Here is a 14,853-nt window from a genome sequence, read left to right as displayed (position 1 = left end):
GGTGAGTAATGTTACAATTAAGATTGAAGGAGCTGAATTGCCAGCTCCTTCTTCATATGATGTTAGCTTTGAAGATCTGGATAGTGAACAGTCTAAGCGATATGTCACTACAGGGAAGTTAAGAAGAAAACGTACACGTGGTGAGGTGATGAAGATCTCACTGACATATAACTTAAAGGATATGCCTGATGTGATGAAAATTATGAAAATGATTAAGCCGCAGACTTATAGTGCAGAACTTTATCTTCCTAATGAAGGAATTGTTGGAACCATTGAGATGTATTCAAACAAAAAGAAATTCAATTATATTAATACAGCGACTGGACATAAAGCTCAGTCGTTTTCTTTTGATATGACGGAGGTGTAGGCATATGATCATAAAAATGAACAACAAAGATATATCCGATATTTTATTAAGCTATAAGAGAAGTGGCAGCATGAACAGAATTGTTGGCAATGCTCCAACTCAAGCATTAAAAGTATCTTTGGATAACTCTAATGGATTATTTGATTATAAAACAGTTAATGATGCGGTTTTTGAAGTACAGCCAACACCAAAATCAAATAAGTACTTTTTTAAGGCGTATGAAATGCCAGAAACATGGGATTCCATTCTGGAATTGACTCTCTATGATTGCATGTATATTTTTGATGCCAGCTACAATACAAAAATTGAATATCCAGCAACAATTGAAGCACAGCTAATGGAAATGCAAAGTATTACAGGCATTGAGATAGACTACAGTTCTGTTGATCAAACAATCTTAAATAGGGAAACAAACCAGTACGATTCTACATTAACTATGCGCAGCTATCTGAGATGGATTGGCGAAATAAGCGGATGCAATGTGATGGCAGGTCATGATCAGTATAGCAGGGCTGTTTTTATTCCGTTTCAAAGTACTATTTTCGCTGAATATAAGGACCTTCTTGACTATAAGAAAGGCAATCCATATATTATTTCAAAAGTTACATTCAATGATGGAATCAGGATATTTGATAAAGGGACTGAAGATGCTAATACCTATTTCTTAAGTAGCGATAACATCTATATTACTGATCAGGAACATATCAATATAGTTTCGCAGAAACTGATAGGATTATCAGTCAACTCAGCACAAAATGTAAATGCTGATTACTGTGATAACCTGACATTAGGAAATGTTATTAAATGTCTGGATGAATTCTCATTTGTTGTACTGAACTTTGAAGAGAAATATGCTGGTGGGGATGAACCTGATTATATCCTTAGCGGAGAGTTTGCTAGTGAAAATCAGGAAACAGTAGGTGTGAGAGTATCAAACTCTGCAAAGATAAGAAGACTGCAGGTTATTACTAATGAGCAGGATCTCAGTCTGAGCATTCTTGCAAAGCAGCAGGACGAACTTGGCAGTCAGCAGGCAGAATTTAAAGTTTCTTTAGATGGTATTCAGGAGACTATAAAAAGGACTGAAGAAAATGTAGATAAGGTTTTTAAGAACTTTACTGTTTATCTTGAGACAAACAGACTGGTCAATCAGGTCTATGACAGTAATGCACAAACATACATTCCTGATTTCTTTGCAAACAATCTTGTGATTACCGCACATGCCTATGATCTTGAAGGAAATGAATTAAATGATGCCAGGTATGAGTGGAAACGCAAGACAGAGAATGCTCTTGAACCATTAGTAGCAGGAGAACATGTCAACAACAATATACTCACAATCAGTCATAACTTTGAGGAGACTGTAACATTTGTGTGCACTGCAACCTTAGATCTGATTTCCAAGAAAGAGGAACTAACAGTTATTTCTACGAAGACAGGCAAGGATGGCCAGGATGGACAAGTTGGACCACAAGGACCTCAAGGTGTTCAAGGTCCAAAGGGTACAGATGGTAAACAGTATTATACATGGCTGAAATATGCTGATACACCAACAACTGGTATGTCAGATAATCCTACTGGTAAAGCCTATATTGGTTTAGCTTATAACAAGGAAACGTCTACAGAAAGCAATAACTACAGTGATTACACATGGTCACTCATCAAAGGTGAAAAAGGTGATCAAGGTGTTGCAGGTGGTAAGGGAGCAGATGGAAAGACTTTCTATACATGGATCAAGTATGCAACATCTTCATCAGGAGCAAACATGAGTGATGATCCAACTGGAAAGACTTATATTGGTTTGGCTTATAATAAGACAACACCAACTGAATCAACAAATGCTGCTGATTATACGTGGTCTCTTATCAAGGGTGATAAGGGAGATGCAGGTAAAGGGATTAAGTCAATCACAAATTATTATTTAGCTACTGCAAGCAGTAGTGGAATCACAGCAAGTACATCAGGATGGACAACGTCTGTACAGTCTGTTTCATCATCAAAAAAATATTTATGGAACTATGAAGTGATCACTTATACAGACAACTCTACCACAGCAAGTACACCTTGTATTATTGGTGCTTATGGAGATACAGGTTCTACAGGATCAACTGGTGTGGGAATAAGTGCAATTACTGAATATTATCAGGTAAGCACAAGCAATACATCAGCACCAACGAGCTGGGTAACGACTCCACCAGGCATGACAGAGACAAATAAATACTTGTGGAATTATGAAATGATCAAGTATACAAATAACACAACAAAGGAAACCGCAAAAAGAGTTATTGGTGTATATGGAAATAAAGGAAATACAGGTTCAACAGGACCACAGGGACCAGCAGGCAAAGGAATTATGTCTACAGCAATTACCTATCAGGCTGGAACAAGTGGAACAATTGCACCAACTGGAACGTGGGCTACTTCTATTCCATCGGTTGCACAAGGACAGTATCTATGGTCTAAAACTGTTATTGCCTATACAGACAACACAACGTCTACGACTTATAGTGTTGCCTACATTCCTAAGAATGGGAGTAATGGTGCTACTGGAACAGGAGTTAATACAATTGAACAGCAATATTATCTTAGTACATCCAAAACAGCACAGAGTGGTGGTAGCTGGGTGACTGCAATGCCAACATGGAGTACAGGATTGTATTTGTGGACACGCTATGCCATAACATATAAGAATCCTACTTCTACAGCATATACAAGTCCTATATGCGACAGTTCCTGGGAGGCTGTTAATGATTTAGAAGTAGATATGAATGAAAAGTTTGATGAGGCAGCAGCAGACTTAGCTACACAGCTAAGCAGTGCAAAAGCGGAGTTTAGTTCCGAAATTATTAAAACTGCGGATACGATAAAACAGGAAGTGTCTGCTAGCTATTATTCTAAAAAAGACGGTGAATTGCTAGCACAAAAAACCACTAAACTCGAGCAGGATAGTGAGTCATGGACGTTTAACTTTGAAACACTAACAGAACAGTTTAAAAACCTTGACAATGAACAAAAAGAAAATTATGAAAGGATTCTTAAGTATATAAAGTTTGAGGACGGAGGCATTCTTCTAGGAAATAGTCAGGATGGACTAACCCTAACTATTGAAAACGATAGAATTGTATTCAAACAGTCTCAAAAAGAGCTCGCTTATTTTACAAACAGTCGCCTATTTGTTATTGATGGTGAGTTCACAAATTCATTGAGGATAGGCAACTTTGTATTTGTTCCAAGAAGTAATGGTTCTCTAGATTTCAAGAAGGTGGGGTGATTATAGATGGCAAGTATACGAAGTAGTACATATAAATCTCATCTGTGGCTAACCTTTGATTATTCTTATTCACAGAATGTTGCAAACAATAACAGTTCCATATCATGGAGCTTAGTCCTTCATTGGGATGCAAGTTTAAATTTTAGTGCCAGCAAAAGCTATTCGGTAACAGTCAACGGAACCAATTATTCAGGAACTTATACTGGCGGAGCAAGTGGTGGAAGTGGCTCAAAGACAATTCGTAGTGGAACAACTTCCGTTGGACATAATGCCGATGGTACAAAGTCTGTTAGCGTTAGTGCCAGCTTTAATATAGCAGTTACTTATAGTGGAACGTATATTGGGTCGATGAATCTATCTGGAAGCTTTACACTTCCAACAATTCCCCGTGCAAGTTCTTTTGGTGCTATTAGCGGTAATACAATCGGTAGTGCTATGACAATTAATATCAATCGTGCAAGTACGGCTTTTACACACTCTCTTTGGTATAGTTTTGGAAATATTAGCTGGGCAGGAATAGCAAGTGGTGTAGGAACATCTACAACGTGGACTGTGCCAATGGATTTATGTAATCAGATCGGAAATGCAACGAGTGGAACAGGAACACTTATCTTAAGAACATATAACGGTTCAACGCAGGTGGGTGAAGATAAGTACATCAATTTTACAGTTAATGTGCCTGCAAGTGTTGTTCCGTGGGTATCAGCACCATCAGTTAGTGAAGCCATATCAGGATTGTCAGCGAAGTTTGGAGGATATGTCAAAGGCAAGTCACAGTTGAAGGTAGCAATTAGTGCTGGTGGATCATATTCAAGCTGGATAACACAGTATTCAACAAGTGTTAGTGGTATTGGAACATATGGTGGTGCCAGCTTTACAAGTGGAGTTTTATGGAATGCAGGAACAGTAACAATAACAACAACTGTCACAGACAGCCGCGGAAGAACGGCAAGTGCCAGTAAGACAGTTACTGTTCTGGATTACTACTCTCCAAGTATTTCCAAGTTTAATGTTGTGAGGTGCAACAATGCTGGGACAATCGATGAGAATGCGGGTGCCTATGCAAGAATAACCTATGCATTTTCAATCGCATCTGTTGGCTCAAAGAATTCAAATTCCTTTGCTTTGCAATACTTGAATGATGCTGGAACATGGGTAAATTTTACAACAGGAAGTGGTTATTCTAAGGATACATACTACGTAACAACAGTTACGTTTGATGTTAATAAGGAAAGACAATTTAGAATAGCAGTAACAGATTACTTTGGAACGTGGTATGCCTATGCGACAATGCCACCAACTTTTACACTCATGAACTTTAGTAGTGATGGAAGAGGAATAGCAGTTGGAACAACCGCAGAAAGTGGAAAGTTTAAGATTGCAATACCAGTCTACTACAATGGACAGTTACTGGATCTAGGCAAGATTATGGTTTTTGATGGTTATGAAAATGGAAAAATAAAATTCCACACAATAGATTAGGAGGAAGAAAGATGCTAAAAAGTAAAAATAAAAATACCCCCAAAATAGCCGGGGGGGGGGTACGAAAATCACTTCGTATCTACAACTTGCGAAAGGAGGATGCTATCAGAGAGTAGCATCTCTCAAAGAAAGAGAGGTGAAGGCTTAATAGCTTTCACCAGTGATAGATATGACTAGTTATTGTACAGTTGATGGAGAAAAGTTTCATTATGTTATACAGGAAGGATATACTCATCTACATATAGTTATACGACGCAATAAAATGATGTATGACAAAGGAAGTATATTCATATATGGATTTATGAATAATACAAATGGATATTGCGGAATCATTTCATATAATCAAGACGGTTTTATACTGCAAACCATATTTGGCTCTGGTGTTGTTGGTTCTTACCAGGAGGTAACAGCAGATTTTATTAGATGTGTAATATGGGTTCCTCAATATTCCGTTTATTCCCTACAAGGAACAGACCCCTTTGAAATTGCTCGTACAAATGGTTAATCTATCACAGAGCTATTAAGTAAAAATGACAAATCATACAACAATTGATGGCGATAGAATATTAGATATCTATTTATCTGGTGAAACATCCGTTGTTTTAAATGTTAAGAGATACAATGGTGGTATGCGTGGAGGCATACTAATGTTTGGTGCATATGGAACTTTTGGGACTATAGAATATGATGATAAGATGCATGGCACTAATACGGGATATCATGCAGCGACTGGTCAGCAATTAAATTGCAGGACAATTAGTGATGACGGAATTAATCTTCAAATTGAAGTATCAAATATTCCTTCTTGGACATGGTACACATTTATAGGGTGCAATTGTTATTTTGTTTAATCTCTCTTTCAAGATAGCAAAAAAATTAAATTATGACAAATTATACAGTATTGGCTCCAGTAGTACATACGGATCATTTTACTGGAACAGTGGAGGAAGGAAGCACGGCTATACGGATTGTAACAATTAAAGATTTTGCAAGTTTATATAATATTTCTAATATAGATGTAGGGAAAATTTTTATTTTCGCTACTAATGCTAATGGCACTCTTACTGATGTACATATAGATGGCACAACAATACTTGGGGACTATATTTATGCAGTATTTGATAGACCTCTTCCTGCTAATGGAACTATTAAAATCAATTACTGCTTAATGTACTTTGCATAACTTATTATATTGTACACACCATTGTTAAAAACACTATTAATGTTGTTGCAACAAATAACAGTGGCACAGTAGCATTTAATACAAATGGCATTAACTTTATTGTGATGCCAATAATGTATTAGTTCTCATGCACTAGAAATAGTGCTTTTTATATACAAGAAAAATGAAGGTGAGGAAAATGAAGAAAATGAATTACATGGATACGTATAATGCAGTAACAGGTGGTATTATTGCATTCTTAAGTTTGGTATTTGGGGAACATTGGTTATTATTTGCTATGTTCCTTTTGTTTAACATTATTGACTGGTTAACTGGATGGATGAAATCCAGTATTGCTAATAAGACGAATTCTACTGCAGGATGGCAAGGGGTATTAAAAAAATTAGGATATTGGCTTATGATCTTAGTCTCTTTTGCAGCAGCAGCGGTCTTTATTGAAATTGGGAATACAATTGGTGTTGATTTGGGTATTACAGCGTTACTAGGATATTTCGTATTAGCATCATTACTTGTAAATGAAATTAGATCAATTATAGAAAACTTTGTAGAAGCAGGATTCAATGTACCAGGTATTCTAACAAAAGGATTAGAAGTCGCAGATAAAGTTATTAACAAAGAAAATCAAGAGTAGTCAAAAGGCTACTCTTTAAGGGAGGAAGTATAAAAATGGCAAAAATGAAAGTACAATCTTTTATTAATAAAGCAATAGAAGTAGAAAAGTTACCAACATTATATAAATTAGGTAAGTTTATGAACAGTAAAAGTGGTAAATATTTACTTTGTGACTGTTCAGGGTTAATTAAAGGTATCTTATGGGGTTATCCATCTGCTGGAAAATATGCAAGTAATAATGTTCCAGATATTAATGCTGATACAATGATTTCAAGATGTTCCAATGTAACAACAAATTTTACAAAGTTACAACCAGGATGGCTTGTCTGGATGAAAGGACATATTGGAATATATGTTGGTGATGGTGTAGTTATTGAATCAAGTCCGATTTGGGAAAATGGTATACAGAAAACTTATTGCAAAGGTTGTGGATTATCAAATCGTTCGCATTTGCATGAAAGAAAGTGGAGTAAGTGTGGAAGGCTAGATTGTTATATTGATTATTCTAGCGAAAGTGAATCTGCTCCTTCTAAGCCTAAAGATACAAAAGTTAATGCATTTTATCGTGTAAGAACACAAAAGCATGGATGGCTAAGTGAAGTGAAAAATCTTGAAGATTATGCTGGTTATCAAGATAGCCCTATTACAGATGTTGCCATTAGAGTAGACAAGGGTAAGATAAAGTATCGTGTGCATGTTAAAGGTGGAAAGTGGCTTGGCTGGATTACGGAATGTGATATTAAAAATAGTTATAAATATGCTGGTAATGGCAAAGCAATTGATTTGGTGCAGGTTTATTATTATACACCTGATGATATAAGACCATATAAGAAAGCAAAGTATAAAACAAATTATGGTTGGCAATATGATACAGAAACAAATAATAACCAAGACGGCTATGCTGGAGTACTTGGTAAGAATGCAACAAAACTATATATAGAAATTGTATAAAAAATCAGCCTACTCCAATTAAGGAGTAGGCTTTTTTTGGTGTAATTTTAGGGTAATTCTTTTAAACTTAAGATAACACAAATAAATTATTTTAAATTGTAAACATAACTAAATATATTGTTTTAAATATATTTTACTTGGGTTATAACTATTAAATTAACTTTACTTTTCCCGTATAGAATACATGATATGGAAATTGCTACCGTGAGGTAGTTTTTTTCTATTGTTTTAATATTTCTAAACTATTGAGGTTGAGATATTTGGGCCATATTATACCAATTGTAAGGAGTTCCTAAGCTTTGTAATATGATATTTGTATCTATAGTTAATCATTTTTGATATAAATATTTTGTTCCTATTTTTTTATTTGTAATTATTAATGATATGATTCATTTTGGATAGAGTATTTTTTACTTGAAGAATATCTTTATTGTTATAATTTGATGCTATAAGATATGCGTACTTTTGGTCTTTGTATTTTTCAGAAAAGTGATAAGCTAATTATAGACATAAAATGTTTTTCAATTTTAATTATATATTTAAAAAGAGATTTGATTTCTTTGTCAAAATAATGAACTTGAGTTATTTCATGAAAATTTGTACCTGATATAAAGTTATCATCTTTATCCATGAAAAAATTGGTATAATAATTTAGTATAAATCTTTTTGCTTTAATTTATTCACTAAACTTCAATCCTCGTGATTTTAAACGTTCAAATTGTTCAACAATTGTTTTCAATGATTTCATAATCGACTTCCTTTCATAGTGAAAAACCTGCCATTACAGAATAACAGCAGGTTTTCCGCAGTAGACCTTGTAGAGTTGCTATCGCTACACCTTATTCTATGACATAAAAACTTGTTTTAATCAAATGATTAAAGATATTTCTATATTTATGTGAGATAATAATTTTATAAAGTGACAAATGAAATACCGTAGTACTAACAATAGAAGAACTCATCCAATAACATGAACAATTATTAAAAGAAAAGTTATTATAAAAGGTTTGGAAAATTTATATAAGAAAAGAGAAACTTTAGAAAAAAATAAATCAATTATTAATTCCGTTTGATGATTTAAAATGCCATGAAGAGTGCAACAAATTAAGATTTGAAATTCAAGAGTTAAGTTGTATAATTATGCATAAAGGTTTAGAATTAAAAATAATTGAATTAAAATTATTACAAAAAATAACTGGTATTTAATCAGTTTTTTAAGGGATATATTAGATTTGGAGGAGTAGAATGAAAGAATTAGAAATGCCAATAATATATGAAAATAATCAGCGTATAGGTTATGGTGGGGATCAAGATTGGTTTGATGATGAATGGGCACAGAAAGCAGGATGTGCAAGTGTACTGGCAAGTAATCTTTTTGCATATTATCACCAACAGAAACAGTATCCAAAAGAAGAATTTCTTAAGATTATGAAAGAGATGTTTTCACTGATGACTCCTGGTTATATGGGATATCCTTTTCTGTATAAGTTTGCGAGAACATTTGTGAAAAGAATGGCAGATGATGGTCAATGTTTACATCCAATTTATCAAAAGAAATCTAAAAATTATAAACATGCATTATCTTTTGTGCTAAAGAGTATTGATGAAGGACATCCAGTAGGTATGTTAATTCTTCATCATCGTGCTGAAGAATTAGAAGAAGATAATTGGCATTGGATATGCTTAAGTGGATATATTGAAAGTGAATCCCATTATCGTATTATTTTTTCTGATTGTGGAAAAAGAAGAGAAATTGACTCACGTATATTATTTGATACACATCATCAGAATGTATTTAAAATGGTGAGAATGAAAAAAGATCCTACAATTGAGGATCTATTGATTGAATAATTGTTTTCATATCTTGAGGAGGATGACAAATGAGTGTCATCTTTTCTTTTGTGATAGGATGTACCAACTCTAACTGATAAGCATGTAATGCCTGACGAGCTATCAGAGGTGATGGCTGGTGATAGAGTGAATCACCTAAAATAGGTAATCCGACATGAGCTAAATGGACACGAATCTGATGTTTACGTCCAGATGTGAGTGTACATGAAAGGAGCGATAGACCTTGATGTGAATTTACACATTGATAATATGTACAAGCTTCTTTTCCATGATGAGTCACAATCATTTTTTGATTGTGATGGCGATCTTTACCAATCGGTAAAGGAATACAATGACGTTTATAATCGTTGATTGTACCTTCAACAATAGCTAGATAATGACGATGTATGTTTTTAATAGAAAGCTGATAGTCTAATAATGGCTGAACAAAAGCACATTTACAAAATATAACAAGACCACTTGTTTCATAATCTAAACGATGAATAAAACGTACAGGAAGGTTATAACCCTGTTGATGATAGTAACCACTGACGATATTAGCAAGTGAATCATTCTTTGATGAATCACTTGGAAAGACCTGAAGAAAAGGTGGTTTATTGACAACTAATAAAAATTCATCTTCATAAATAATATCTAAATCTTGATAAAGTGGTGTATACATTCCATCATCTTCTTGAAAAGCCTTGAGTGTTAATTGATCTCCCTTAATAAGAATTGTTGTAGGAGAAACATATCTTTTGTTGACTGTATAGTTTTTTTCTTGTTTAAGCAAATGGATTGTTTTTTTAGATAAGTGAAATTCTTTGAAAAGCTCTTCTATTGCAATAGGTGAATCAATAATTAAAGTTAAATAGGGATAATGAACTTGATATCTCATGACATTTTATAGATTGTAATACGGATATCAATCGTTACATCGAATTCACCTAATGTATCTAAAACATGACGACGTTCTTTTTTAATATGATAATAGTGAGGAGTCATTTTTAATAGATTTAAAGTATCTTCACGATTTTTTAAATGTATTGTCTTTTGAAAATCATAATTTTTTACTGTCTCAAAAGGCAAACGAATATGTTCATCAGATTTGACTTTCACTTCATCATATATCAATTCCTTAAATTCAATCAGATGTTTATTATTAGCAGTCACATGGATCATATAACCATCTTCTTTTAAACATCTTTGAATTTCCTTAGCATTAACCACTGTAAATAAAGCAGTTATAACATCTAAAGAATGATCTTGGATAGGAATATTCTTTGAATTTCCAACTATCCAATAAATATCTTTTGTATATTTAGAAGCCATCTGAATACCATCTTTAGATATATCCAAACCATAGATTGTACAATTATCACCTAATTCTTGTTTCATACGATAAGTATAATAACCCTCACCACATCCTAAATCTAAGATTTGCATGTGGCGACAATTATGACGAGAAATATAAGTAACAACTTCGTTTAAAATGACATCATAATATCTTTGATTTAAAAAGTTTTTACGGCATTGTAAACTTTCTTTATTATCACCTGGATTGTTTGTGGATTTATCAGGATTTAATAAGAGATTAATATATTGACTTTTAGCGATGTCAAAACAGTGATTGTTTTGACATTTATATGAATGACCATCTAATACAAGTGGCTGATGGCATTTTGGACATGCGAGTTTATGCATAATTTCCCTCCTTTGAAAGCATTATAACATGTTTACTTTTACTTGGGAATATTGGTATAATATAAAAAGTAAAGGAGGTTGAACTTATGGGATTGTTTTCTAAGAAAAAAGCAGCAATTGATTATGATGCTGTCTTTAAGGAACAGTATAAATCGATTAATCAGTTATTACAGCAGGCTCATCAAGAAATGGATTATGTCATTAAGGAATCTTTGTATGAATTAATTGTAGAAAAATATAGAGAATTAATAGAATTAATTAATCAGGGGGCTTCTTTTGATAAGGATCATTTTGTTGCATTAATGGATAATGCTCAAAAAGAATTGACAATGATTCATCAAATGAATAAGGATGTTTAATGGATATTCGGATTATAGAGAATGTGCTTGATGTTTTTGACCATTATGGTGATATGATTAGATTTGATTATGATCGATTTGAAGAAGCTTTAAATGATGAAGCAATGGATTTACCTGACGAATGTTATTTGATTGTTTTAGGTATGAAGATGGGAATCTTTGATGCTATGATCTTTGATGAAGATATAGATTTGAGTGGTTATGTTTCTTACTTGAAAGAACATGCTCAATTGAGTGAAGATGAAGCTTATTTTATGGTAGCTGTCTTTTATACTTTAATACAGGAAACTGGTTATTATTTTGAGATTCCTGAGATAGAGACTTTAATTCATGATGCATATAAGAGAAATGATTTTGATCATTTATTAATCATCGCAAAAACATATTTTTTAGGTTTTGGAGTATCTCAGGATTATGAGAAGGCTTTTGAAATTTATTCTTACCTTTATGGATTGGGAGATGATCGAGGAGCCTATTATTTAGGATATATGTATGAACATGGCTATGGTGTAGAACGAGATGTGGAGAAGGCTTTGATGTATTATGAGTGTCATCGTGATGATTTGACATGTTTTCATTTAGGTGTTTTTTATATGCTTGGACAATATGTTGATAAAGATTTACGACGCTCTTATCAGTATTTAAATGATAGTCATTATGATGAAGCTTATTTTTATAAAGGGTTATTATTAGAATCACAACGAGAATATGCACAAGCCTTTGAAGCGTATTATGAGGGTGCTAAGATTTTTCAGGTAGAATGTATGTATAAAGCAGGATTATGTTTAAAATTGGGTATCGGTGTTGAAATGGATATACAAAGAGCATTTGAATTATTGAGGTATGCTTATTATTCATTGCATGGTGAGAGTGCATATGAATTATCAATGATGTATTTTGATGGTTTGACAGTTGAAAAGAGTGAAAAGAAAGCTTTAAATTATTTGCATCAGGCAGCACGTTTACATAGTTATGATGCTTGCATATTATTATCTCAGTTTTACCAGTCTGGTCGTTATATGAAAAGAGATTATCAAAAATCTAGTTATTATTATCAAAGAGCAAAAGCAATTAAAAAAAATATTGATAAGATTGAAACAAAGGAGATAAGTTATGAAGTTATATAAAAAAGGAGATGATACAAGCTATACACTAGGCGTTTTTCCAACTATTGAGTTGTTAAAGACAAAACCAGAAAATGTTATGCGAGTAGTTGTTCATTCTTCTATTGAAAAAAATAAAGGTTATCCACTGATTCAACAACTCTGTCAACAACATCATATTCCTATGAATATTCATGATAAAACAATTGATAAACTTAGTCCTAAAAGCAATTGTTTTGCGATAGGAGTATTTCAAACATATTCAAGTTCATTAAATGATGAAAATCATATTGTTCTGGTTAATCCAATGGATATGGGAAACATGGGAACAATGATGCGTACAATGTTAGGGTTTGGCTATACAAATCTTGTGATTGTTAGACCAGCAGTTGATATTTTTGATCCTAAGGTGGTTCGTGCTTCCATGGGTTCAATCTTTCATTTGAATGTTATTTATTATGATGATTTTCAAACATATTATCATCAATATCATGATCGAGAGTTTTATCCATTTATGTTAAAGGGAGCCAAAAATATACATCAGGTCACAGCCTTAAAAAAACATTCTTTGATTTTTGGTAATGAGAGCAGTGGATTAGATGATTGTTATTTAGAATATGGACAAAGTGTATTTATACCGCATAGTGATAAGATAGATTCATTAAATTTATCAATGGCATTAGGTTTAGCTTTATTTCATTTTTCAAAAGAGAATTTTAAACAGAAAGAGGTATTAAGAGAAAATGTATAATTTTGATAAAGTTATAAATAGAAAACAAACAAATAGTATTAAATATGATCGAGAAAAAGCACAAGATTCTCGCATTATTCCAATGTGGGTTGCAGATATGGATTTTGAAACACTTCCTGAAGTCAAAGAAGCCTTACTCAAAAGAGCAGAACATGGTATTTTTGGATATGCAGCACCAACCGAAAATTATTATCAAGCAGTTATAAATTGGATGAAAGATAGACATCATTTTGACATTCAAAAAGAATGGATTGTACCAACACCAGGTATTGTCACTGCATTAAAATTAGCAGTGAGAGCATATACACATCCAAGTGATAAAATTATGATTATGAAACCAGTCTATTATCCTTTTGATGCTTCTATCAATTTAAATGGTAGAACAGTTGTCGAATGTCCACTTCTTTTTGATGGAGAACAGTACACTTGTGATTTTGAACTTTTTGAAAAACAAATCATAGATAATCATGTAAAGATGTTTATTTTATGTAATCCTCATAATCCAATTGGAAGAGTTTGGACAAGAGATGAATTGTATCAAATGGGAAAAATATGTCAAAAACATCATGTTTATGTTATAAGTGATGAAATACATATGGACTTTACATATAAAAATCATAATCATGTGGCTTTTTATAATGTTGATGAATCATTTAAAGATTTTACAATCATTTGTACTGCACCATCAAAAACATTTAATTTAGCAGCATTACAGACATCGAATATTGTGATTGCTAATAAAGAAATGAGAAAGATGTTTGTTGATGAAAAAAATGCATCTGGTGTCAATGATCCTAATATCTTTGGCTTAGATGCCTGTGAAGCAGCTTATACATATGGAGCAAAGTGGGTTGATGAGTTACTTGTTTATTTACAAGGGAATATTGATTATATGAAAGATTTCTTTGCAGAGCATTTACCTGATATTAAAGTTATTGATCCTCAAGGTTTATATCTTGTTTGGGTAGATATGAGAAGTTTAGGAATGAATAACGAAGAATTAGAAGAGTTTATGTTAAAGAAAGCTTATTTATGGCTAGATGAGGGATATATATTTGGAACTGGTGGAGCTGGTTTTGAAAGATTTAATGTTGCTTGCCCAAGAAGTATTTTAAAACAAGCTTTAGAGCAATTAGAGAAAGCTATTAAAGAGAGAGTATAATCATCAAGAGCAATAATTTGCTCTTTTTGTTATATAAGTAAAAAATGATGAAAATATTTGTCTTTCATCAAAAATTTG

16 protein-coding genes are annotated in these 14,853 nt (G+C 32.9%); 13 read left to right on the top strand and 3 right to left on the bottom strand.

All coding sequences use genetic code 11. From position 1 onward, the window contains the following. The first annotated feature begins 1 nt into the window (after position 1). The 8 genes from BN350_RS01420 to BN350_RS20785 all read left to right on the top strand — a co-directional run bounded on the left by BN350_RS01420 (position 2) and on the right by BN350_RS20785 (position 7,866). Positions 2-367: a hypothetical protein gene (locus BN350_RS01420; protein WP_147573504.1), complete on the top strand. Its 366-nt coding sequence runs from the start codon at positions 2-4 to the stop codon at positions 365-367. 70 nt (positions 368-437) lie between these two features. Continuing rightward, positions 438-3,638 carry a collagen-like domain-containing protein gene (locus BN350_RS01415; RefSeq protein WP_147573503.1) on the top strand — a complete coding sequence of 1,067 codons (3,201 nt, stop codon included), beginning with the start codon at positions 438-440 and terminating at the stop codon, positions 3,636-3,638. Between the two features lie 6 nt (positions 3,639-3,644). Further along, a complete protein-coding gene (locus BN350_RS01410) occupies positions 3,645-5,120 on the top strand; it encodes a DUF859 family phage minor structural protein (protein WP_028042003.1) in 1,476 nt (491 codons plus the stop codon). Between the two features lie 169 nt (positions 5,121-5,289). Next, the gene (locus BN350_RS01400) at positions 5,290-5,625 is read left to right on the top strand and encodes a hypothetical protein (RefSeq protein WP_028042002.1); all 336 of its coding nucleotides are present in this window, start codon (positions 5,290-5,292) and stop codon (positions 5,623-5,625) included. 25 nt (positions 5,626-5,650) lie between these two features. After that, positions 5,651-5,971 carry a hypothetical protein gene (locus tag BN350_RS20470; RefSeq protein WP_028042001.1) on the top strand — a complete coding sequence of 107 codons (321 nt, stop codon included), beginning with the start codon at positions 5,651-5,653 and terminating at the stop codon, positions 5,969-5,971. A gap of 32 nt (positions 5,972-6,003) precedes the next feature. Then, positions 6,004-6,303, top strand: coding sequence for a hypothetical protein (locus tag BN350_RS01390; protein WP_028042000.1), 300 nt, complete (start codon positions 6,004-6,006; stop codon positions 6,301-6,303). 178 nt (positions 6,304-6,481) lie between these two features. Next, entirely contained in the window at positions 6,482-6,934 is a 453-nt protein-coding gene (locus BN350_RS01385) for a phage holin family protein (RefSeq protein ID WP_028041999.1), read from the top strand. Between the two features lie 35 nt (positions 6,935-6,969). Further along, positions 6,970-7,866, top strand: coding sequence for an NlpC/P60 family protein (locus tag BN350_RS20785; protein WP_187117086.1), 897 nt, complete (start codon positions 6,970-6,972; stop codon positions 7,864-7,866). 481 nt (positions 7,867-8,347) lie between these two features. Here BN350_RS20785 and BN350_RS21785 read toward each other — a convergent pair whose 3' ends face one another. After that, positions 8,348-8,524 (bottom strand): Abi family protein, encoded by a 177-nt coding sequence (locus BN350_RS21785; RefSeq protein ID WP_420885232.1) that lies wholly within the window; start codon positions 8,522-8,524, stop codon positions 8,348-8,350. 587 nt (positions 8,525-9,111) lie between these two features. Here BN350_RS21785 and BN350_RS01375 point away from each other — a divergent pair. Beyond that, positions 9,112-9,717: a hypothetical protein gene (locus BN350_RS01375; protein WP_028041998.1), complete on the top strand. Its 606-nt coding sequence runs from the start codon at positions 9,112-9,114 to the stop codon at positions 9,715-9,717. On the opposite strand, the gene BN350_RS01370 is transcribed toward BN350_RS01375, so the two are convergent. Together BN350_RS01370 and BN350_RS01365 are read right to left on the bottom strand one after the other, a co-directional pair. Continuing rightward, a complete protein-coding gene (locus tag BN350_RS01370) occupies positions 9,689-10,594 on the bottom strand; it encodes an RluA family pseudouridine synthase (RefSeq protein ID WP_028041997.1) in 906 nt (301 codons plus the stop codon). The two genes, BN350_RS01375 and BN350_RS01370, sit on opposite strands and share 29 nt — an antisense overlap. Beyond that, a complete protein-coding gene (locus BN350_RS01365) occupies positions 10,591-11,400 on the bottom strand; it encodes a methyltransferase domain-containing protein (protein ID WP_028041996.1) in 810 nt (269 codons plus the stop codon). Before BN350_RS01365 ends, BN350_RS01370 begins: the two co-directional genes overlap by 4 nt. A gap of 86 nt (positions 11,401-11,486) precedes the next feature. Here BN350_RS01365 and BN350_RS01360 point away from each other — a divergent pair, with 86 nt between their 5' ends. Genes BN350_RS01360 through BN350_RS01345 form a run of 4 tightly spaced genes read left to right on the top strand, consistent with a single transcriptional unit; the run spans position 11,487 to position 14,775 of the window. After that, a complete protein-coding gene (locus BN350_RS01360) occupies positions 11,487-11,759 on the top strand; it encodes a hypothetical protein (protein ID WP_028041995.1) in 273 nt (90 codons plus the stop codon). Next, complete coding sequence (locus tag BN350_RS01355; RefSeq protein ID WP_028041994.1) at positions 11,759-12,886, top strand: tetratricopeptide repeat protein; 1,128 nt, start codon at positions 11,759-11,761, stop codon at positions 12,884-12,886. Before BN350_RS01360 ends, BN350_RS01355 begins: the two co-directional genes overlap by 1 nt. Then, complete coding sequence (locus BN350_RS01350; RefSeq protein ID WP_028041993.1) at positions 12,873-13,613, top strand: TrmH family RNA methyltransferase; 741 nt, start codon at positions 12,873-12,875, stop codon at positions 13,611-13,613. Before BN350_RS01355 ends, BN350_RS01350 begins: the two co-directional genes overlap by 14 nt. Then, entirely contained in the window at positions 13,606-14,775 is a 1,170-nt protein-coding gene (locus BN350_RS01345; protein ID WP_028041992.1) for a MalY/PatB family protein, read from the top strand. Before BN350_RS01350 ends, BN350_RS01345 begins: the two co-directional genes overlap by 8 nt. Positions 14,776-14,853: the final 78 nt, after the last annotated feature.

The sequence above is a fragment of the Candidatus Stoquefichus massiliensis AP9 genome, assembly GCF_000455285.1.
Lineage (GTDB): Bacteria > Bacillota_I > Bacilli_A > Erysipelotrichales > Coprobacillaceae > Stoquefichus > Stoquefichus massiliensis.
This window is presented reverse-complemented; position numbering and strand designations above follow the sequence as displayed.